This is a genomic window from Enterobacter sp. 296B2, from assembly GCF_034106185.1.
Taxonomy (GTDB): Bacteria; Pseudomonadota; Gammaproteobacteria; order Enterobacterales; family Enterobacteriaceae; genus Enterobacter; species Enterobacter cloacae_N.
Genome location: NZ_JAWNCA010000004.1, coordinates 203,551 through 222,889 on the forward strand (window position 1 = coordinate 203,551; position 19,339 = coordinate 222,889).

The window sequence follows — 19,339 nt, forward strand, 5'->3', positions numbered from 1 at the left end:
GAGAGGGCCAGGGTGAGAGTATCAGGCCGCAGAGGAGCTAAAGCCCCCGCACCATCAGTGCCTCATCCAGTTCCCGATACGCCTCCACCAGCTTATCCAGCGTCGCCCTGTTGAGCCCGCTCGGGTTCGGCAGCACCCACACCTGCGTAACGCCAATCATGATGCTCTGCTTGCCCCACTTCGTTCCACGCTGGCTAAACGCCTGCTCGTAGGCCTGCTTGCCGAGGATCGCCAGCGCGGCCGGCTGGTAGTCTTCAATCTTCTTCACCAGCTCCCGCCCGCCGCTGCGCAGTTCATGCAGGTTGACCTCGCTTGCCTGTACCGTCGGCCGCTCGACCAACATGGTAATTCCGCAGCGCGTATCCAGCAAATGCAGCTCCTCTTCCGGCTTGAGTAACCTGTCGGTAAACCCGGCCTGGTAGATCACCTTCCAGAAGCGATTTCCCGGGTGGGCAAAGTGAAAGCCGGTGTGCGCCGAGGACTTTCCCGGGTTGATTCCGCAAAATACCACCCGCAGGCCAGGGGCCAGAATGTCGTTGATCATCTTTACTCCCACTGATACGTCGTTATGGAAGTATAAAGGATTGATAATGCGTTGTTTATAAAAACAGCAGGCAGGTGTGAATGGCTGGATTGCTGCGGGGAGTTACTTTATAATTCACCGCCACGGCCCCTTAGCTCAGTGGTTAGAGCAGGCGACTCATAATCGCTTGGTCGCTGGTTCAAGTCCAGCAGGGGCCACCAAATTTTAGCTGTAGAATCATAGAATTAAGCCACTCGATTGAGTGGCTTTTTTATTGGTTTTTTATGAGCCGGTGGTACCGCCGTTAACCGTGGCTCATCGAAGCCATTCGGACACGTTCAGAGGCGCCAGGAGTTGCAATCAGACGCTCCACGGATTCCATCGTCACGAACGTACAGCTGCAGTCCACATTGGTGCACTGATGATAGCGCTCTTTGGTGTTTTCACTTAAGTAGCGACTGGTACGCGCATGCGCAGAATGCTTGCACTTAGGACAATGAAACATATACCCTCCGTTTGATTCACTATTTGTGAATCAATAATACCCAAAATAAAACCAATAGCAACTGCATTACTCACTATCCACAGAAAATTTTTCGTCGATGACGTTCAGCTCAAGGTTCAGCTGCGTGGTAAATCCACTCCCGCTCAGGGTATGAACCACCTCGCTGATGATCCACGCCTGCTCGTCAATGACGCGTTTAAAACCGTTTACCCGCACCGGCGTTTCAGGGAACAGATCGGCGCGTCCCAGCGCAAGCTGGATGGAAAACTTCACGGTTCCCCGCTGAAGCGCGCGCCACTTCGCCTCCGCAGCCCTGAGCGCCTGCTCTTCAGAGGCATATACCGTAGTGAGCTCAAACACGTTCTCCGCCGATCCCACCAGCCTCTCTTGCGGCTTCTGCTCCGCGCCACCGGCTCCCGGCGCAGCGGCATCCGGGTGCTGCAGTGCTTCTGCCGGCTGTCCTCCGGGCTGACGAGAAATACTCAATTGAGGATTTTGTTGTTTGGGATCGCGCGTTTGCAGCCATTTGGCCGTTACGCCGGAATAATTTTCACGGTCAGCTACGGAAAAAAGGTGCTTATCGCCATCCCCACGCTCAATCACCATTAAGGAAAGCGGGGTGCCGCTGGCCGTCACGGCCTGGCCCGCTTTCATAAAGATAATCTTCCCGGCTTTGATTGAAACAAATGCACCATTACGTTCGGCAAGGCGAGAGAGAAACGCCGCGTCAGTCTCCTGAGACTGGTCAATATGAGAGATGGCGATGGATGCAAGCCCCGCCGCGACGCTGGCGGTCAACTGGTTACGCTGAGCGATGGTATCGACTATCGCGCCAATCGTCGTGTCATGCCACGACTGTTCGCGCCGCACGTTTAGCTTTCCACGAAAATCAGCGCTGCATCCCCGGATGGTCAGCGTGTCCGGCGCGCCACGGAATTCAATCGCATCTATCGTAAAGTCCCCTTTCTCCTCGAGCGGGGTTCCCTCCCATCCCAGCCATAAGGAGAGCCTTGCCCCCCGGGCTGGCAAGTCCAGCAGCCCGTCGGAATCATCCAGTTGAATATCCAGCTGATCGGCTTCCAGCCCACGTTTGTCGGTCATGGATAAACTGATAAGGCGGTGGCTGAAATTTTGTGTGATATCACGATCGTCAAGCTTAAGCATAAAATCAGGGGCGATTTTGCCGCCCGCCCGGATATTCATCTCGGCGATCATCCCACCAGCCCTCCAATGCTATTACGTGCGCTCGTCACCAGCTCTTCAGCCTGCGTTCTCAGATCGCCAAACATCTTCATCAGCGATTCGTCCACGCGTTTCAGCGAAAGGGAAAATTCAATTTTTCGCGCGGTACCATCGCTGTAGAAATCCGAATGCGTATGCGTGACTTTCTCAATGATAAACATGCCGTGAATGACGCCGGTACCATCTATCAACGGCCAGGCCCGTCCTTCATTCGCCATCAGCTCAACCGCCTTAAGAGAAAGCCGCCCTCCCGTGAGCTCCGGGTAAAGTACTCCGGTGAGGTTAAAGGATGTCTCACCTTCGCCAAGATATTGCCAGGCTTTGGGCTTCCCGATGCGAACGTTGGACGCCCAGCGGTAGTCCTTTGTAAACTGCATTGTCTGATACGGTAAGGTTCGTCGTTCAAAGACAAACAGACCCAGCACCATTAACATTTTCTCTCTCCTCAACCATACAAAAAGCTGGATTGCTGCCGTCTCGCTTTATCACGTTCACTGTTTTCTATTGCCTCCCGGATTTGACGCGTCAGATCCGTTCCGGAGGCCGTGCCCCCCTGCAGCGTGATGTTGTACTCGCTTTTACTCTGATCGACGTAAGAGCGTCCCCCTGTGGCGATGGTTGGCTGATACCCCTGATAGCCGCCATAGGTCCCCGTACCCGGAATATAAGAGCTGCCCGCAGGAGAGGAGGATGCCGCTTCTGCTTTTGCCGCAGCGGCGTCGAGATCGCCCGACTCGTTTTTGATAAGACCGAGCTTCTCCAGCAGCCAGCTGGCCTTGCCGCTCAGGCTGTTAAAGAGATCAAGCGGTGCCATTAACGCATCGCCCAGCGCCTGCCCAAATATCACGCCAGCATTTTTACAGCCATCCAACGTTTCCTGCGTCGCCTTGATAGGCGTAATCAAGTCGGTGAACCATTGCCAGATACCGCCCAGCTTCTCCGAGATAGCATCAAATACCGTTATCACCGGTGAGAACAGCGCCCCCAGCGGTGCGAAGGCCGTCGAAAGCCCTTCCATCACCCCGCCAAAGAAGGCGCTGATGGGCTCCCAGTATTTAAAAATCAGTAACGCACCGGCAGCAATCGCCGCGCTCAGGGCAATCACCGGCCAGCTAAGGGCACCCAGTACCGTCATGATGGCGCCGCCCACCACGCTGAATACCGTTCCCAACATCCCGGCCGCGGTAATAACCATATTGACGCCCGTCAGAACCGGGGCGATAACCGTTCCTACGCCGCCCAGTACGCCAGCAAACGCCTGCGCACCGACAACAATGCTGGCGAGGGTCTGCGTCAGCTCAGGGTTGGCATTCACCCAAAGGGAGGCCGTGCTGAGCCAGCCGGTTGCGGTTGTTATCAGGTTGCGCAGAGCGCCATCCGCTTTATCAAATACATCAATCTTCAACCCGTTCCACGCGGCCTGGAATCGGTTGATATCACCGTCAAGATTATCGGTCTGCACGGAAGCCGCGAGCGCGGTACTGCCCTTTGCCCCCTGCAACTGCCGGCGTTTTTCATCAAGCGATCCATCACCCGCAGCGGAAGCCAGCGCCCCCGCGGCTTTTATGGCACCCGGAGTCTGAACCTGGCGCAACATCGCGCTGAGCGCGTCCCCGGCGGCAGCACCGTACATCCCCTTTTCCGCCAAAACGCCAAGCTGCGCCGTTGTCTCTTCAAGCCCCATACCGGCGGCGTCCGCAGCTGGCGCAGCGGCGTTCAGGGCCGCCGCCATCTCAGCGAGGCTGGTATTTGAAGAGGTAGAACCGCGCGTAAGCACATCTGCGATGCGTCCCGCGTCCGCATCGGCCAGGCTGTACGCGGCCTGCGTGCTGCTGATAATATCGGCCGCTTTAGCCGCGTCGACACTCCCCGCCAGGCTGAGGTTGACCGTTGGCGCGGTGGCCGTAAGCAGCCCATCGGCATCATAGCCTGAACGAGTCAGTTCGGTTTGTGCCCGGAGGACCGTATCTGCAGGTACTCCGGTGCTGGCACTGACCTCCCGCGCCTGCTGGCGAATGGCCTCAAGCCGGGAATCCCCCTTCGCCAGACCAAGGTTTGCCTGAATGGCAGACATCTGCTTTTCAAAGCTGATGCCAGGCGCCATAAAGCGGGACGTCTGGTCAAAGCCCGCTTTTGCCATACCCACGCCCGCATTAGCCAGCTGCTGCACCCGCGCGACAGCGCGCTTGCCTGACTCGTAGCGGTTCTGAACGGTACTCAGCCGCTCCTGCTGCTGGTTGACGCGGGCCAGCGCATCCCGCTGCCGGTTAAGCTGCTGCGTTTTCTCGCCGATGTTGGTTCGTAGACGACGCTCGTCCGATGAGAGCGTGCGCGTGTTTATCCCCGCCCGCGCGAGCTCAGCACGCTGACGCTGTACCGAATAGCGTAAGCTGTTGTACTCAAGCTTAAGATCGGCTGCCGATTTTCGGGCCGCGGACAGCGCATCAGCCTGTGCCTGGGTGGGGTTTTGCGTGTTTTTAAACTGCACCGCCAGCGCTGCGGCCTGCTGTTTCGCCTGAGCAAGGGACTGCTCCGTCATGGCGAGCTGGCCGTTTGCTTTCCTGAAGCCGTTAATACGCCCCGCCTGCTCATCGAACGCCCCGAGCGCCGCCTGCGCATCGCGGATATCGTTCGCGAGAGTGAGGCTGGCGTTATGGAGAGCGTTAAGCGGTCGGGTTGCCCGGTCAACGGCCTTAAGCAGCTCCTGAAGTCTGACATTATTACTCATGGTGGTTTCCGCTTCGCTGCAGCGCTTTTTCGCGCCATAAGAGGAGTTCGGTCACGCTCAGGGTGTACAGCTCTGACGGCGGCCAGTGAAAGATCACCGCGATATCCGCCATCAGATCGTCGACCGATAGATTTTCAGGAAATTTCAGCGAGCCGAAGCCGGTGACAAAAAACCGATCACCTTGCCTGCAAAAGAGAGCAGATCGCAGGCATCCAGGCGCGCAACCTCGTGCTCGGTCAGGGCTGGCGAGGTCATTCGCGGCAGCACCTTGATCAGCGCATCCACGTCAGATTGCGCCAGCGACGCCAGCGATACACCTCGCAGGGTCCCGGCATTCGGTTTTGAAACGGTCACCTTTTCAATTTTTTGCTCACCGCGCTGAACGGGGCTATCAAGCGTGACGATATGTAGGTTTTCGTTCATGGCGATCTCGTTGATATTTTCCATTTCGTTACTCTTCAGAAAGTTAACTTACCGGCCGGCGATCCCGGCCGGTTAAAGGGTTACAGGCCGATGGCCCTACGGTGTTCTGCCAGGCGATCGACGCCGTCGACTTTCAGCACCATGTTGATGATGTCGATTTCAATGATCTCTTTGCCATCAATGGTCAGCTGGTAGTAGGCGCACTCGGTGGACATTTTGGTGGTGCCGCTCTCGCCCTGCTTGTTTTCACCGCCATCAAACTCTTTATGACGGCCACGCATGACGATTTCGACGGCGGAGATTTCGCCGGTGTCATCGCGCTGATAAGAGCCGGTAAAGCGCAGCGGCACGCTGTCCGCGCCCGGAGAGGCATACTGCGCCCACAGCGCGGCGTCCGGCAGCCCGCCAACGGTCCACTCCAGCGCCAGGGCATCATCGTCCAGGCCGAGGTCGACAGAGACCGAGCCAGGCATACCGCCACCGCGATACTTCTCCAGCTTGCGGGTAAGCTTCGGTAAGGTGACAGACTCAACAACGCCCATGTAGCTCAGGCCATCGTTGAACATATTCAGATATTTCAGTTTGCGTGGTAACGCCATGCTTCAGCTCCTTAGCTATTAACCGAATCTGACAGGTCTGCCAGATAGGTATCGGTGATGCGCTGGCGCAGGGTCAGATTTTCCAGCGGCGGGACAGGGGTGTAGTCGTAATCGATATACAGTTTCCCCGCTTTCAGGGTTGATGCGTCGTTCGACTCAGGGTCATACCAGCAGGAGCCGTCGACGATATAACCGTTGGTTTTCAGCTCGCGGAACTTGGCATTAATACCGGAGACGATGTCGCGGATAAGCGTTGGCGTGATGGGTTTATCCATCGCCCACGCATGCGCTTCTGCCATGGTATCGGCCAGCACCTGCGCGGTACGGGTGTAGTTTTCAAAGACGAATAACGGATCGTCTGAGCAGGTGCGGTTACCCCAGAATTTGAAGCCGTCATTGCGAATCAGCGTGGTGACGCCCGCCTGGTTGAGCAGGTTCGCGTCTGTGGCCTGTTCCTGCAGATCCCAGGAGACAGAAGCGCTTACGCCAGTGACGCCGTTAACGCCAACGTTTGACAGGGTTTTATGCCAGCCCATTGTCTGGTCGATTTTGGCGCGCAGGCCAAGCGCACGGGCGGTCGCCCAGGCCGTTGTCGTCGCGTTCGTGGTGGTATCCCACGCCAGAAAATCAGGGTGGATAACCATCAGCTCGCGCTGGCTGAAGTTTTTGCGGTAGTTGATCGTCTCAGAAATGGTTTTACAACCCCATGCGCTGACATAGCCGAACGCGCGCAGGCTCTGGCACGTGGCGGCCAGCGCGGTTGCCACTTCCTGAGAGTCCAGCCCCGGTACGCCGAGAATGCGTGGCTTAACGCCGGTCACCGTTTTCGCCGTAAGAAGCGCCTTCAGACCGGTGTATTTACCATTTTCATCGGTGGTACCGATGATGTTGGAAATGGTCTGTTTGTGTGCCTCTTCCGGGGTCTCTGCAGTGCCTTCAGCCACGCGAACAACCACGACAACCGGTTTACACTGGTCGGCGATCGCCTGCAGAGAAGCGAACAGCGTCCCCGCCTTGCCGGCTTTCGCAATCGCGCTTTGCACGTTGGTAATGAGCACAGGCTCGTTAAGAGGGAATGTCTGTTCGTCAGCATCGCTGGCCGTACAGACCATGCCGATGATTGCCGTCGAGACGGTGGAAATGGTGCGGGTGCCATCGTTGATTTCGATAACTTCCACGCCGTGGTGATAGTCGCCCATCCGGTTAACTCCTTCGTTTAGTGGTGAGGCTATTGTCTGCGGAGCGCGCAATTGATGCGACGTATTGGGGTTGGGGAAAGGATTGCACAACAAACGAAAAACCCTCCTGATGGAGGGTTTGGGGTCAGGCGGGGCGTTCGGGCCATTCAATCTCTGGTGAAACGCTGAGATCCAGCCGGTTTAGCATCACCCGATAGCGCTTCCAGAGTAACAACCTGGCAGCTTCCTCGTCTGTTGCAATGCCGAGCTCGAAGGCATCCTGGAGGGGAGCGATAGCCTCGGAAGCATCAGCAAGCAATTCAGTTTTTCTTGTTTGCGCCTGTTGAATTAACTCCTCATTGGTGAGCTGGCGTGGAATAATTTTAGTGCCATTCCATACCCACTCACCGTGTATATTCAGCCCTTCTGGCACGTCTGTTGGATCAACTTCGGAAACTGACATACCAAGAGGAAAGAGGCGATCAACCTGATTACTGAAAGAGCGAATAATGTTATTTTTGTCGTAGCAAATCTTTAAGGTGTCGGCCTGAAAGCGTGACATATGGTAATACCAGTCAAGCCCCTCATCTGACTGAAGAAATATAGCATTAAACAAGAAATCTTTAAATTCTGGTTCATACTGAACGAAATTTTTAAGTGTAATCATGCTGTATGACCTACAGTAATCCATCCGATATTAGACATATATTTCTGAATTGGGCGGTAAAAAATCGTATCGCCGCCAGGGTTATCACCTTCAAAGTTGTAGCCTGTCATAGCACATCCAGGAGGCACACGCTGCCAGGCATTTTTTACAATCGTAAATGCCCCCTCCGCACCCATGGCAACATCCCGGACAAAGTATTGCAGCGTCCAGTCCTGTCGTGCATAAGGGCTCAAATCCTGCTGGGGCGGTGGATTATTACTGGAATAAACCCTGACCAAACCGCCTGACTCAAACAACCCCTGACCAGCGACAATATTCCCCCCTGTCCCAATCTGGCCGGGAACATTTAAATTCCCATTAGCATTAAATGAATATATTGCCCCGGCTCCGCTATCACCCAAAATTTGAATAACAGCGGAACCAAAATCACCACTTCCTGAACGTAATATTCCAAAACTAACTGACGCACCAAATCCATATCCACTCGTCGCAGATGTTCCTTTTACAATTGGTAGATACATCGAAATATCTTTAGGAGTAGTATAACCAGGAACAAAAAATGGAGCCGAGGCATCAATATATTGATTTGCAAACGCCCCGCCGCCTTGCCAGTATTCAGGCTTTGTCGCGTAATAACATGCATTGTTTAAATACTCAACGCTTCCGCCGTAGTTTGTGATAACGTTCGTCCAGCTCCCCCAATAGCCATTATCCGCATTTAAGGTGCGGAATTTCAGCCGCTTTCCGCCGTCGCCATAGGACGCAGCATACTGCACACGATAGCCATCGCCTCCAAGGCCGCCCACATCAAGAATCGTCGCCTCATAACCCGGTGAATATGCTGCATCGGCATAACAGAAGCTCACTGAGTTAGCCGGGAGGGCGCTTGCATCGGCAATTGCCGTACCCGCTCTGGCGGCTACCGTTCTCAACGCCAGCGCACCACCGTTAACCAGCACGCGCCCCGGTGTGATGTCGTCGCGGCTTTCCTGAACATTTTTACCTGCGGCAGTACCCAAGCTGTTTTTGAGCTTTGTCACGTCATCATTGACGGTCTTCACAGCCTTAGGTGTAGCCGCAAGCGACTCAGACTCACTGTCGGTCACACTGCTTAGCTGAGTAAACCCTTTTTCCTTAAGCGTGGCATCAGGATGGCGACGAGACTGCTCATGCTCTTCAAGCTTTTCATCAATATACTCCTGGGTCGCCATTACTGTAGACGTATCTATCGCGAGCTCGACCGAGGCGATATCACTGACCATGATCACCATTCTCACAGTCTGCGCACGCCCAGATCCCTCATCTAACAACGGCTTATAACTTTCCGCCATGTTCCCGACTGCGATGAGTGTCCCCGTGTCATCATAGAGACCCATTTCACGCATCCAGAAACCGCCCGCTTCGGGAGGAATAAGAAGCTCCGCAATCACATAGTTACGCTTTTTATTGTCCTGGCTGATTTTATTCAGCGCATGGCGCCAGACTTCATTAACCAGCTTCGTCTGCCCGGCATCAGGCACCGGCAACATGCCACCACCGTCACCCACCGCCATCGCCGTAAAATTCACTTTCTTACCGTTCGGGACGGTCGCTGCAGCCAGTTTTTCGGCACCGGCTTTGGTGATAACCGTTTTATATTTCACTGTCATTGTGCTCTCACTTATCCGGGATAAACCGTAATGATGTCGCCGTCATAGCTCAGGGCGCCGGTATAGAGATAACCCGGAATGTCCTGGATGATATTCAGGCCAATAAGGTGGCGGCTGGCAGGCTTTGCATCAGCAATCAGCCTCTCCATTTCGTAATACATTTCCTCGGTGATACCGGTGTCCAGCACGCCAATATCAAGGCGGAAGGTGCCGGGCGGATCGTTGGTTTCCCACCACTCGGTGACGTTGATCAAATAGCCAAGCGGCTCCACCACGCGACGCACGGCGCCAATCGTCCCTTTGTGGGCATGGATAAACCACGCCGCGCGGATCACGTCCCGCTTAGTGGCTTCCGGCCAGCTCTCGTCCCAGCGGTCAACCGAAAACGCCCACGCCAGCCAGGGCAGCAGATTCGCCGGGCAGGTGTCCGCGCTCCAGAGATGACGCAGCGGAACGGGCGTATTTTCGATGTCCGCACAGGCGCGCGCTGCCGCCACCTCAAGCGGCGATGAGCCAACCGGTAAAAGACGGGTGTTACTCATCGTTGCCTCCCACGGTTACGCTGTAGTGGCTGCACCATGAGGCCTGGGTTTCATCAAGCACGATGTCAGCTGCGGGTGCGGTCAGTTCCACCCGCTGCACCCCTTCTACGTGAAGAGCGGCGTAAATGGCGGACTTGCGAATATCGCGTCCAAGCCGATGCTGAGCCGTGATATAGGCCTGTAACCGGGCTCTTGCCGCGTTGAGTACCGGCTCGCTTTCAGGGCCGGGAAAAAGGAAAAGCGATGCTTCAATGCTGTAGTCAACGATTTTGGCCGACTGGACGGTAACGCGGTCGGCAACGGGCCTGACGTCTTCATCGTTGAGGGCATTACGAACAATAGCGATCAGCTCTTCAGACGCTATGCCGTTATTCTCCCGGGAGAGCACGGAGATCGTGACGTTCGCCGGCTGCGGGCTGATGACGGAGATGTCCGCTACCCGGCCATCGGCACTGCGGCCATGGAACTGGTACGCGCCCGTCGAACCGGCCACGCTCAGCCCTTCCGGCGCCTGCTGGATGCGCAGACGAAAATCGGTATCGGACTCCATCACAGCCGGCGTGGGTGGGAACGTGGTGTCGTCGGCAGGGGCGATCACCAGACGCGCAAGGTTAGCGTTTGCCCCAATCTGGTCCAGATCGCTGCCCGCTGCATAGGCCAACATGACCGCACGCGCGGCCTCGTTAACCCGCTGACGCCACATGACTTCCCGGTAGGCATTCTCCTGCAGGAGCTTCACAATCGGCTCTGACTCCAGCGTCAGCGTCCGCGCAATCGCCTCTCGCTCCTCTTCGGGATAGAGCGAGACAAAGGTGGCCTTTCGTTCTGCCAACAGCGTTTCATAATCCACCTCCTCCACGACATCAGGCGCGGCGAGCTGGCTCAGATCAACAATAGCCATAGCGTTTAACTCAGTGAAATGGTGATAGAAAAGGATTGTCCGGAGGTCGGGCGCGTGCCGGTGATATCGACATACAACGTCCCGTCGTTCTCCGAACGCTCGAAAGTGATGGCCGTCAGGCTTATCCGCGGCTCCCATTTCTGGATGGCGGAATAGCATGCGGACATGATTTGCAGGCGCAGCGCCGGGCTCTGCGGCCTGTCGATCATCGCCGCCAGCAGCGAGCCGTAGTCCCGGCGCATAACCCGCGAGCCAATCGGCGTGACCAGAATGTCGCGCACGCTCTGCCGGATGTGTTCAGCCTCTGAAATGCTCAGCCCGGTCTGCCTGTTCATTCCCCTGTATCGCACCGTCATTGTGTCCCCTTAGTCCAGCTTCCGCCGCTTTGCACGCTGCCGTGCGCGTGGTTGTCCACCTGCACCCCGTTGGAGGTGAATTTACCGCCGGAATGCTCAATATTTCCGGTTATCACACCGCCCTGCTGCACTTCAAGAGAGGCGGTAATTAACTTGTTGGTACACACCACTTCAGGCGTATCCAGCGTGATGCGGGAAGTTGACGTCACCCGCACCTCCGGCACGGTGGCGGTCAGCGATTCCGAGGCGGTAATGTCGGCCGTTTTAATGCCTGTAACCGTCAGCGCCCCGCGTTCGGGTTCGTACTCGATCACCGCGCCGTCAGGAAACGAGACGTGGAACGCATCAGGCGACCCGGACGGCGCCGGATGGTCGTCCGAGAAAATGCCAGGCAGCACAAAGGCGGTATCAAGCTCGCCTCCGATGGCCAGCAGCAGCACCTGCTCGCCCTCGGAAGGCGCCCACCAGACGCGCGAACGTCCTGCACGACAGGTTAGCCAGTTCAGCCAGGTAGTTTTCATCCCGCCGGTCTGGACACGACAAAGCCCTCTGTTGAGGTCAACCTCGGTCACAACACCGATACGAATCAGATTGCGGATCGCGCGAGCGATACCGTTCATGGAAGTTAATGTATTCATGAGAAGAGAATGCCGTTCAGGAGGAACGGCAGCAACGAGACGGGGTTTTATGCGGGATGAAACAACACGGCGCGGGGGAAATTAAGCCTCCCACTGGCTGACCAGCTCACCGTTGATGTACAACGACGTCGGACGCGTGACGGGCTCCGGCAGCGGCGGTTCGGGGGAATACGTCGCGTGCAGAGCGCCCTGCTCCTGTGCAACAAGCATGCGCTCGGTTAATTGCAAACTGACGCTGATATCCATCGTATCGTCATCGTTTAAGACGATCGTGAAGGAACATCCGTTTTTACGGCCTTCATCAAGGGTAAAAATGTCCGGCTGGTTCTCCCGAAGCCAGGCCAGCAGGGGAACGAAAAATCCCTCGCTGTCGCCGGTGAAACCGCTGACCTTTGCAATCAGCTCATAGTGCTTTTCAAAGGAGAGCGAGGAGGCCAGGCGGGCGTCAATATGGCCGTTTCCGACCGACATCTGCAGGCGCTCCGGGCTGGCGTTCAGTTGGGGGATGGCGTCAATTAATGCCTGACGCAGGCTCTTGAGTTTGTGCATCGAGTTTATCCTGACAGTTTTTAAGGGTTTCAACCTGCAGCGCGCAGGCGATAAGGGCATACTCAAGCCTGCGAATATCCGCGCTGAGATCGCCGTTAGTGGCGGGTTCGCTGCCCGGCATCGGGCAGAGGCTCACTTTCGGGCAGGCGTGGTAAACAATGGGCTGCGGAGGCGCAGGCGGTGCGGGTGTGCAACCTGCGGACAGCATCAGGCAGCCGAGCGCTATACCAGCGGCGTAACGCTTCATTTTCATTAAGTAATCTCCCGATAGTGGCTTCCCGTCTCGCGCTCTCCTCACCCGCAGTGACAAGCGCCTCACGGAGCCTGACCTGGGCGTTTTCGTTTGATCGGGCTATCCGTTGTGACAGGGACAGCTGCTGGTTAAGCGTGGCGAGGGCCGTTTTTTGCTCGCTGGCGACCCGGTTAGCCGTGGCCAAGGAACGAGACAGGTTCAGGTTGTCATGACGAAGCCACAGCGTGATAGCCAGCAGCCCGGCCAGCGCCAGCATGAGGGCTCTCATTGCAGCCCCTTCATGCACCAGGCCTTCTCGCGGACGCGACGATTTTCCAGCCCGGCATTTTTGACGCCGTTGATGTACACCCAGCGGGTAAGCTGCTCGCACGCCTGCGACCACTGTTTACGCTTGATAAACGACACCAGCGTCGAACGACAGGCAGCGCCTGCGCCGACATTAAACGTGAAGCTCACCAGCGCGTCGTAGACCCGTGGCGGCATTTCTACCGGCGCGCACGCCGCCAGCCGCCGCTCCACGTTGAGCACATCAGCGACCAGGTTTGCCGCGGCCTCACGCTCCGTAATGTCCCGCGTGGGCACAACGTTTGCCGTGTGGCCAATGCCTGACGTCCATACGCCGGCGTTACACCTGTAGGGCGAGAGGCGGCATCCTTCGAGATCGGCAATCAACGCCAGCCCATCCGGGGAGGTTTTCAGTAACCGAAAGTCAGGCATCAGCACCGCCAGGGCCAGCACGCCGGCGATACTGCAACGCTTAATGATTGAGTTCACGAATGCTCTTCTTATCGAGGCCAAGAGATTTGAGATAGCGCCAGGTTTTTCGCTTAAACCAGTAATTCGTCAGCGCGGTAAAAATGGCGCAAAGACTTCCCACGTACAGCGCCACTTTTTCAGGAGACATCGCCCCGAACCAGGCCAGCGCCACGGCCAGCCAGTAGGCGATAAACGTGGTGATTTTCTCCAGGCTCAGTCCCATAGGTTTACGGATTCTTTTGTGGGGGCGGTATCCACCTCCGGCATCTCTACCGGCGTGCCGTGAGGCAAGATAACCCCTGACTCCGCGAGGCCAGAGTTGGCCTCCAGAACGGCTTCAACGACGCCAGCCGTGCGCCCATAAAAGCGGGCGCAAACGGCATCAAGCGTGTCCCCCTGCATTGCATAGATTTTCATCAGACGCTCCCAACATCCGGTTTCAAGGTACTGTAGAGTTTCCCGGGCCAGCAGGCTTTTCGCTATCGCTGACGGATGGACGCTCGCGGACACAACAGACCGTCCGCGAGAAGCGAAGCGCGGTTCAATAGGAGCGTAAAAATCTAATGAGGGTGTTCGGTCCGGGTAATAAAACCGGGGCTAGCGCCAGCTCTCGTCTTCCCAGACCTCCCGGAGAATAGTGTCCAGCGCCTCGCGATCGGCCTCTTTTTCAAGCCCCTGGAGCTCCACACCCGTCACCGAGCCTATTTTCACGGTCACCCGCGTTGATGGAAACAGGGATCCAATCCTGCGGGTCAGTTCGCTCTGAAAGGCTTCGGCGACGGACTGGCCAGCCAGCCGATCTTTATCGAGAGTAATGTTCACCCGAACGTTACTTTCTTTTTTAACTCGTTCCGGAACAGGCGATGCCGAGAAAACAACGGTAAAGGCGTTGTTCTTGATTAAATTTCCCCGCGCAATCTCGGCAATCAAATTCAGGGCAATCTCACGATCTCTTTCCTGACACGTTCCTTCTGTCGTCAGCCGAGCAATCATCTCGACTCGTTCAATCATGACCTGCTCGTTCAACTCTCTGTCCACACAACCTCCACCACGAGATACTGTATAAACATACAGTAGCATGTATTCATAAAAAGAGTGAAGCGAAAAATCAGAACACTTCACGGTATGTGCATGATATCGATGAAGATTAGCGTGCTCGCCGGGTTAACAGATCCGTTAAATACCCAATACGTTCAAGGATTTTCCGCGCCTTTTCCTGATAAGAACACGCCGCAGGAAATAGCGATCCGTCAGCTGCGCCCCTGCACCATTTGTCGTTAAAGCGGCTGACGCCTCCCGCCATAAGATGCAGGGCCTCGCCCCGGCTGATGGCTATCCCGGTTGAGAGCCGTATTTCGTCAATCACCTTCTCTGGTACCCCGTTCTGCGGGTCGCTCGCGAAGACTATGGGCGACGACGGGCCTGGGCGGATGAATTTGATGCGTTCGGTTAATGCCCGTCTCGCACGCCGGCTAAGGGGCTTAGACAGATCGTCCTGCGTACAGTTATTGACAGAACTCCGAGAGGGCTCAGGCGTATCCTTAACCTCCACGGCCCGCTTCGGCACAATTTTCCACTGGGTGTGCCGGGTTATAATCGAGCTACCCGCGCCGACGGCGGAATCGTACACGCCACGAATACGAACGGTTTCCTCGCCGTACTGGTTAAACCCGGCGCGCGGCTCATACAACGTACGCACCTGTAAATCGTCGCGCCGGACAAGCGGCCCGCCCTGCGCTGTGACATAACCCGCCCAATCACCGGCGTCGGCGGCATCATGGACGGCGGCAAACTCAATGCTCAAGCCGCGCGCGGCCTCGGCATCCGCCAGACGGCGCAGCTCGCGGTAGACCGTTACCGGCGCGCCGCCGATGAACTGAAACTGACGAATGTGCCAGCGTCCCGCCCAGGCCGAAACGGCGGACGCCATCTCCTTCAGAAGCCCGCCGCTTTCGCTATCGGTCTCGCCATCAAGCGCATAGCCGTCGATATTCTTTGAGATGTATTTGGCTATATAGCCCGTAGCACTGCCTTTCTGCGGATCGATCGCTTCCGCATGAAAACGCGCCCTTCTGGCGCTTTCGCTCTGCAGCTCAACGGCATCCTCCAGCCGTGCGTAATCCCCGATAATCTGGCGAACGCATTCGACATCTTCCGGCAGCATAAACATCAGCATGTGCCAGTGGGGCGTACCGTCGTGATGGGGTTCGGCGACGCGGATACCAAAAATACGGTGCCCGTCCCGGTGGAGTTTTGCCCGGATACGCGCCCAGAGACGGGTAAAGTAGCCTTGCGTATCCGCCGGGCTGGCCCCGTTCCACTTCGCGTTGGGGTAGCCCGACTTCACGGTCGCGTGATACTGCGCGGGCGCGGTTAAGGTATAGAATTCACCCACATAGCCCAGCGCCCCGCAGATATTTTCAAACCCGCGGACGCGGGTCATCAGTTCACAGCGGCGTATCGCCGGGTTAGCTACTGAACGATCATATTTTTCAATCAGGCTGATGCGGTTGCCCTCTTCATCTTCAAGCTCCATGCCCTTAAGGAATTCCCGGGTTCGGCGCTTCTGCTCGCGCCACTCGGTCACGCAGCGCCTGCTCGCATACGCTGTTCTCTTTTTGCTGACGTTGCCGAGCGCAATCTGCAAATGCTCGCGCCAGGCCGCCGCGATCCGACGCAGGCGCCCGCGCCACCACGCCTCGGAAAACATGCGGATCACCGCCGCGGCAACGTCATCTTTGTTGAAAAACGTCTTCGACACCCGCTCCCAGTGGGGAGGTGACACGTTGAACTGTCGGGCGATCAGTCCGGCGCGCTGGTACCAGACGTAAAGCGTCCGGTATTCGCCCATCTCAGCATCGTTAATATTCGCCAGCTCGCCACGAATAAAGCTGGCGATATCAGCGGCCAGCAGGTCGATATCCGCACGGGACATATCCGGAAGACGGTTATAGCGGGCAACCAGCTCGACCATCCGTGAGGCAAGGTATTGCAGAATCTGGGTGTCGAAATGGCCGTCAAACACGGCCCTGGAGACCGTGTTGTGGAGGCCCGCGCAGGAATAGCGTTCAGAGATCAGGCGCAGGCGGGGCAACATTCTTTTGCAGAAGCGGATCAAGAAAGCATTGGCCTGCAGGCTGCCCCGATGCTTTTCGAGGGTGTCAACCGTGCGCCAGACCTCGAAGCGCACGCAGTCAGGCTGCTGTGAGAGGGCCATTCTTGCCTGATGCAGCGCCGCGAAGAGGCGATCGCGACGCTGCTGTTGGGCGTGCGTGAGGTAAGGGCTGGCAATGGCCGACCGTGGAGCATTCCACGGATAAGCAAATGACGTCGCCAACTCATCCTCCCCGGACGTGTTTATTTTTCATCTCCGCGATCTCCTGGCAGGTGATGCACAAGGCCACCCCAGGCACCGCCTTTCGACGCGCCTCAGGTATCGGTGCATCGCAGTCCTCGCAGAGGAAACGCGAAGGCGATGCGGGCCGTCTGCGGGCACTGTTAATGTGGCGCTCTCTGTCTTCCTGCTCGCGCGCCTGCGCAAGATCGATATAATCGGCCATCAGTGCAGCTCCTGAGATTCACGTTCGTAGCGGGCCGCCTCGTGGCACAGCAGTTCGGCAACGTCTTCTCCGCTCATGCCGGTTTTGAAAATATGGCTCGCCAGCGCCTCCAGGCGCAGGGAGACCGCAAGGGCTCGCGCGCATCGTTCCTCTGTTTTTGCCTCCATCAGCAGGCGTTTTAGTTCTTCACTTCCGATCGGATTAGGGCGGTTTTCACCGTTTCGCATCACGCTTTCTCCTTAAATTCAGGCAATAGATTGCCCGGCGGGTTTACGCCAATAGGTTTCGGGTTGGGTTAGATCGGCAGGGTCAGCCGTTCAGGAAATAAACTCACGACAGCGCGAAAATGGTTCATGGCGATAATCAGCGCCCTTTTCTCCTCGGTCGTCAGCTCGCTGATATCGCACTCATGACGGGCGACGGGCAATCTCGCCAGGAAAAAGATGGCGGCCAGCGCCCTGCTGTTTTCTTCAAAACAGGGATCGCGCTTGTCGCGCATCTCGGCCATAAACCGCGCCAGCTCTTTTCCGCTGTCGCTCCAGTATCTGGCGCGCAGTTCCGCGACGTGGTTAAGTCCACTGAGGCGTGCCCCCACGCTGAGCGGAACCCTTGCTCGGGCAGCTTCTATTGCCATATACCCTCTCGCGTGAATCCGCGCAGGCCGAATGGCCAGCCGCTACCTTGCAGAAAACAGATATAGCCCGGCATTTTCCGCCGTTTGATGATTGCGATTTCACAAGCCATGCTGCAAAATTCCCATTTTGATAATGTCTGCAATCTTTAGCCTCTGTTTGCCAACGTCTGCCGCTGATTGCTCGAATTTGCAATGATATTAATACCCAGTTGAGTATTAGTAAACACCCAAAGGAATATATTTTGATCTTAGATTCTCAAGTGAATAATGAAGAGTTACTCGATAGAATCTGTCAGGTATATGGTTTCACGCAGAAAATCCAGCTGGCCCGGCACTTTAATATCGCCGCCAGCTCGCTTCAGAACCGCTACGCGCGCGGTACTGTCTCTTACGACTTCGCGGTTCAGTGCGCGCTGGACACCGGTGCCAGCCTGCGCTGGCTGATGACCGGGCAAGGCGCGCAGTTTGAAGGTAACCCCGCCTCGGGCGACCCCGTTTCAGTTTCCATGTTCACACTCAGTGATGGAAGACTGGAAGAAAATACTATTTTGAGTATCGATTCAGCTGTCTTTAGCAAACCGCTGGCTCGCGGCATTGCCGTCCGGGCGGAGGGGAAGCTGCACTTTATCGAAAAAGAGGCGTCGTTAACCGACGGCCTGTGGCTGGTTGAGATTGAAGGGACCACCAGCATCCGCGACTTAACGCTGCTACCGGGTAAAAAACTCCACGTGGCGGGCGGTAAAGTTCCCTTTGAGTGCGGTATCGACGAGATAAAAACGGTGGGCCGCGTGGTGGGGATCTACAGCGAGATGAGCTGATGAAAGCGTTCTGCGACAAGAACAAAAAAGCCAACGCCGCATTCACGCGGCGTTGGCCCTGTTTTAAAGACAGTAAAAACTTACAACAGGTTAAAAGACATAACGCATACCAAGGGTAAATTCATTAGAGACAATATGCGCTTTCATCTGTTCGTCTTTTAAGCCACGCGCGTTAGTAAAGTTGTTATACCCACTTTCGATCTTACCCATATCGATATAACGGTAGCCCAGATCAACATACAGACGCTCAACCGGCATGTAGCTTACGCCCGCCCCTAACGCATAAGTCAGATTGCTTTGTGTTGTCGAGGCATATTCACGTCCGGCGTTACCCTGCCAGCCGCCCGCTTTGATTTTACTCACGCCAAGCCCAGCAGTACCGTAAACAGACACACCGTAGCCCAATTCATAATCGCGATAGACATTCAGCATCAGACGTTCAGTTTCAGTCTGCAGGTGATTAAAGCTATTAGCGAATGTGCTGGAGCCGCTGGTGTACTCCGTCTTTTGTTTGAAGGTATATTCACCCTCTGTACGCCAGCCGTTGCCAAACTGATAGCCCGCAGCAATCGCCGCGCCGCCAAAGTGCTCTTTCTCTTTACCGCCCACAAACTGCCCTACCCCAGGACGTGCGCTGGTATCCATCTCCTTTGCACGTTGTTCAACCTGGAGATATTTTGCGGAACCGTAATACCCTTCTTCCGTATTTGCCGCCAGAACGGTAGCCGGGATCATCGCGATCGGCAGGGCGACTACAATAGCTTTCATCTTCATCTACACTCCGTTGAAAAATTATTCCGCACGGCGAACCATCGTCT

At 56.2% G+C, this 19,339-nt stretch carries 27 protein-coding genes, 1 tRNA gene and 1 pseudogene; 2 read left to right on the plus strand and 27 right to left on the minus strand.

The window, feature by feature from the left end:
• Nucleotides 1–37: 37 nt before the first annotated feature.
• Nucleotides 38–544 carry a G/U mismatch-specific DNA glycosylase gene (mug, locus tag URZ40_RS04945; RefSeq protein WP_316379907.1) on the minus strand — a complete coding sequence of 169 codons (507 nt, stop codon included), beginning with the start codon at nucleotides 542–544 and terminating at the stop codon, nucleotides 38–40.
• A gap of 124 nt (nucleotides 545–668) precedes the next feature.
• Between mug and URZ40_RS04950 the strand changes: the two genes are divergently transcribed.
• Nucleotides 669–744: transfer RNA gene (locus URZ40_RS04950), tRNA-Ile, on the plus strand.
• An 83-nt stretch (nucleotides 745–827) separates the two neighbouring features.
• On the opposite strand, the gene URZ40_RS04955 is transcribed toward URZ40_RS04950, so the two are convergent.
• From URZ40_RS04955 to URZ40_RS05075, 25 genes and pseudogenes are all read right to left on the minus strand, one after another.
• Nucleotides 828–1,028 carry an ogr/Delta-like zinc finger family protein gene (locus URZ40_RS04955; RefSeq protein WP_316379906.1) on the minus strand — a complete coding sequence of 67 codons (201 nt, stop codon included), beginning with the start codon at nucleotides 1,026–1,028 and terminating at the stop codon, nucleotides 828–830.
• A gap of 66 nt (nucleotides 1,029–1,094) precedes the next feature.
• Nucleotides 1,095–2,243 (minus strand): phage late control D family protein, encoded by a 1,149-nt coding sequence (locus tag URZ40_RS04960; RefSeq protein WP_320719919.1) that lies wholly within the window; start codon nucleotides 2,241–2,243, stop codon nucleotides 1,095–1,097.
• Nucleotides 2,240–2,704: a phage tail protein gene (locus URZ40_RS04965; protein WP_320719920.1), complete on the minus strand. Its 465-nt coding sequence runs from the start codon at nucleotides 2,702–2,704 to the stop codon at nucleotides 2,240–2,242. Before URZ40_RS04965 ends, URZ40_RS04960 begins: the two co-directional genes overlap by 4 nt.
• An 11-nt stretch (nucleotides 2,705–2,715) precedes the next feature.
• Nucleotides 2,716–4,998, minus strand: a complete 2,283-nt coding sequence (locus tag URZ40_RS04970) for a phage tail tape measure protein (RefSeq protein ID WP_316379903.1) — start codon at nucleotides 4,996–4,998, stop codon at nucleotides 2,716–2,718.
• On the minus strand, nucleotides 4,991–5,110 hold the full coding sequence (locus URZ40_RS04975) for a GpE family phage tail protein (RefSeq protein ID WP_041908052.1): 120 nt from the start codon (nucleotides 5,108–5,110) through the stop codon (nucleotides 4,991–4,993). The genes URZ40_RS04970 and URZ40_RS04975 overlap by 8 nt, the downstream gene beginning before the upstream one ends.
• Before the next feature lie 32 nt (nucleotides 5,111–5,142).
• Nucleotides 5,143–5,445 (minus strand): phage tail assembly protein, encoded by a 303-nt coding sequence (locus tag URZ40_RS04980; protein ID WP_316379902.1) that lies wholly within the window; start codon nucleotides 5,443–5,445, stop codon nucleotides 5,143–5,145.
• 56 nt (nucleotides 5,446–5,501) lie between these two features.
• Complete coding sequence (locus URZ40_RS04985; RefSeq protein ID WP_233002778.1) at nucleotides 5,502–6,020, minus strand: phage major tail tube protein; 519 nt, start codon at nucleotides 6,018–6,020, stop codon at nucleotides 5,502–5,504.
• 11 nt (nucleotides 6,021–6,031) lie between these two features.
• Nucleotides 6,032–7,219 carry a phage tail sheath protein gene (locus URZ40_RS04990; RefSeq protein WP_320719922.1) on the minus strand — a complete coding sequence of 396 codons (1,188 nt, stop codon included), beginning with the start codon at nucleotides 7,217–7,219 and terminating at the stop codon, nucleotides 6,032–6,034.
• Between the two features lie 124 nt (nucleotides 7,220–7,343).
• On the minus strand, nucleotides 7,344–7,865 hold the full coding sequence (locus URZ40_RS04995) for a tail fiber assembly protein (RefSeq protein WP_316379900.1): 522 nt from the start codon (nucleotides 7,863–7,865) through the stop codon (nucleotides 7,344–7,346).
• Between the two features lie 1,040 nt (nucleotides 7,866–8,905).
• Nucleotides 8,906–9,514, minus strand: a pseudogene (locus tag URZ40_RS05000) (phage tail protein); the annotation flags it as partial.
• Between the two features lie 11 nt (nucleotides 9,515–9,525).
• On the minus strand, nucleotides 9,526–10,056 hold the full coding sequence (locus URZ40_RS05005) for a phage tail protein I (protein ID WP_233002774.1): 531 nt from the start codon (nucleotides 10,054–10,056) through the stop codon (nucleotides 9,526–9,528).
• Nucleotides 10,049–10,957, minus strand: coding sequence for a baseplate assembly protein (locus URZ40_RS05010; RefSeq protein ID WP_136343796.1), 909 nt, complete (start codon nucleotides 10,955–10,957; stop codon nucleotides 10,049–10,051). Before URZ40_RS05010 ends, URZ40_RS05005 begins: the two co-directional genes overlap by 8 nt.
• 5 nt (nucleotides 10,958–10,962) lie before the next feature.
• On the minus strand, nucleotides 10,963–11,313 hold the full coding sequence (locus URZ40_RS05015) for a GPW/gp25 family protein (RefSeq protein WP_041908038.1): 351 nt from the start codon (nucleotides 11,311–11,313) through the stop codon (nucleotides 10,963–10,965).
• The gene (locus URZ40_RS05020) at nucleotides 11,310–11,951 is read right to left on the minus strand and encodes a phage baseplate assembly protein V (protein ID WP_320719924.1); all 642 of its coding nucleotides are present in this window, start codon (nucleotides 11,949–11,951) and stop codon (nucleotides 11,310–11,312) included. The genes URZ40_RS05015 and URZ40_RS05020 overlap by 4 nt, the downstream gene beginning before the upstream one ends.
• 81 nt (nucleotides 11,952–12,032) lie before the next feature.
• Nucleotides 12,033–12,500, minus strand: coding sequence for a phage tail protein (locus URZ40_RS05025; RefSeq protein WP_320719925.1), 468 nt, complete (start codon nucleotides 12,498–12,500; stop codon nucleotides 12,033–12,035).
• A complete protein-coding gene (gene lysC, locus URZ40_RS05030; protein ID WP_233002771.1) occupies nucleotides 12,463–12,708 on the minus strand; it encodes an Rz1-like lysis system protein LysC in 246 nt (81 codons plus the stop codon). Before lysC ends, URZ40_RS05025 begins: the two co-directional genes overlap by 38 nt.
• Nucleotides 12,596–13,021 carry an Rz-like lysis system protein LysB gene (lysB, locus tag URZ40_RS05035; RefSeq protein WP_316379897.1) on the minus strand — a complete coding sequence of 142 codons (426 nt, stop codon included), beginning with the start codon at nucleotides 13,019–13,021 and terminating at the stop codon, nucleotides 12,596–12,598. The genes lysC and lysB overlap by 113 nt, the downstream gene beginning before the upstream one ends.
• Nucleotides 13,018–13,527, minus strand: a complete 510-nt coding sequence (locus URZ40_RS05040) for a lysozyme (RefSeq protein WP_316379896.1) — start codon at nucleotides 13,525–13,527, stop codon at nucleotides 13,018–13,020. Before URZ40_RS05040 ends, lysB begins: the two co-directional genes overlap by 4 nt.
• The gene (locus URZ40_RS05045) at nucleotides 13,511–13,732 is read right to left on the minus strand and encodes an HP1 family phage holin (protein WP_006178624.1); all 222 of its coding nucleotides are present in this window, start codon (nucleotides 13,730–13,732) and stop codon (nucleotides 13,511–13,513) included. Before URZ40_RS05045 ends, URZ40_RS05040 begins: the two co-directional genes overlap by 17 nt.
• Nucleotides 13,723–13,926: a tail protein X gene (locus tag URZ40_RS05050; RefSeq protein WP_069732677.1), complete on the minus strand. Its 204-nt coding sequence runs from the start codon at nucleotides 13,924–13,926 to the stop codon at nucleotides 13,723–13,725. Before URZ40_RS05050 ends, URZ40_RS05045 begins: the two co-directional genes overlap by 10 nt.
• A gap of 180 nt (nucleotides 13,927–14,106) precedes the next feature.
• Nucleotides 14,107–14,547 carry a DinI-like family protein gene (locus URZ40_RS05055; protein WP_320719927.1) on the minus strand — a complete coding sequence of 147 codons (441 nt, stop codon included), beginning with the start codon at nucleotides 14,545–14,547 and terminating at the stop codon, nucleotides 14,107–14,109.
• A gap of 109 nt (nucleotides 14,548–14,656) precedes the next feature.
• A complete protein-coding gene (locus URZ40_RS05060) occupies nucleotides 14,657–16,846 on the minus strand; it encodes a replication endonuclease (protein ID WP_320719928.1) in 2,190 nt (729 codons plus the stop codon).
• Between the two features lies 1 nt (nucleotide 16,847).
• Complete coding sequence (locus tag URZ40_RS05065; protein WP_233002766.1) at nucleotides 16,848–17,069, minus strand: TraR/DksA family transcriptional regulator; 222 nt, start codon at nucleotides 17,067–17,069, stop codon at nucleotides 16,848–16,850.
• Nucleotides 17,069–17,296 (minus strand): DUF2732 family protein, encoded by a 228-nt coding sequence (locus URZ40_RS05070; RefSeq protein ID WP_233002877.1) that lies wholly within the window; start codon nucleotides 17,294–17,296, stop codon nucleotides 17,069–17,071. The genes URZ40_RS05065 and URZ40_RS05070 overlap by 1 nt, the downstream gene beginning before the upstream one ends.
• 68 nt (nucleotides 17,297–17,364) lie before the next feature.
• On the minus strand, nucleotides 17,365–17,703 hold the full coding sequence (locus URZ40_RS05075; RefSeq protein ID WP_316379893.1) for a DUF5347 domain-containing protein: 339 nt from the start codon (nucleotides 17,701–17,703) through the stop codon (nucleotides 17,365–17,367).
• A gap of 242 nt (nucleotides 17,704–17,945) precedes the next feature.
• On the opposite strand from URZ40_RS05075, the gene URZ40_RS05080 reads away from it, so the two are divergent.
• Nucleotides 17,946–18,521 carry a phage repressor protein CI gene (locus URZ40_RS05080; protein ID WP_320719930.1) on the plus strand — a complete coding sequence of 192 codons (576 nt, stop codon included), beginning with the start codon at nucleotides 17,946–17,948 and terminating at the stop codon, nucleotides 18,519–18,521.
• Between the two features lie 90 nt (nucleotides 18,522–18,611).
• On the opposite strand, the gene URZ40_RS05085 is transcribed toward URZ40_RS05080, so the two are convergent.
• Nucleotides 18,612–19,295, minus strand: coding sequence for an outer membrane protein (locus URZ40_RS05085; protein ID WP_163329713.1), 684 nt, complete (start codon nucleotides 19,293–19,295; stop codon nucleotides 18,612–18,614).
• Nucleotides 19,296–19,339 lie beyond the last annotated feature (44 nt).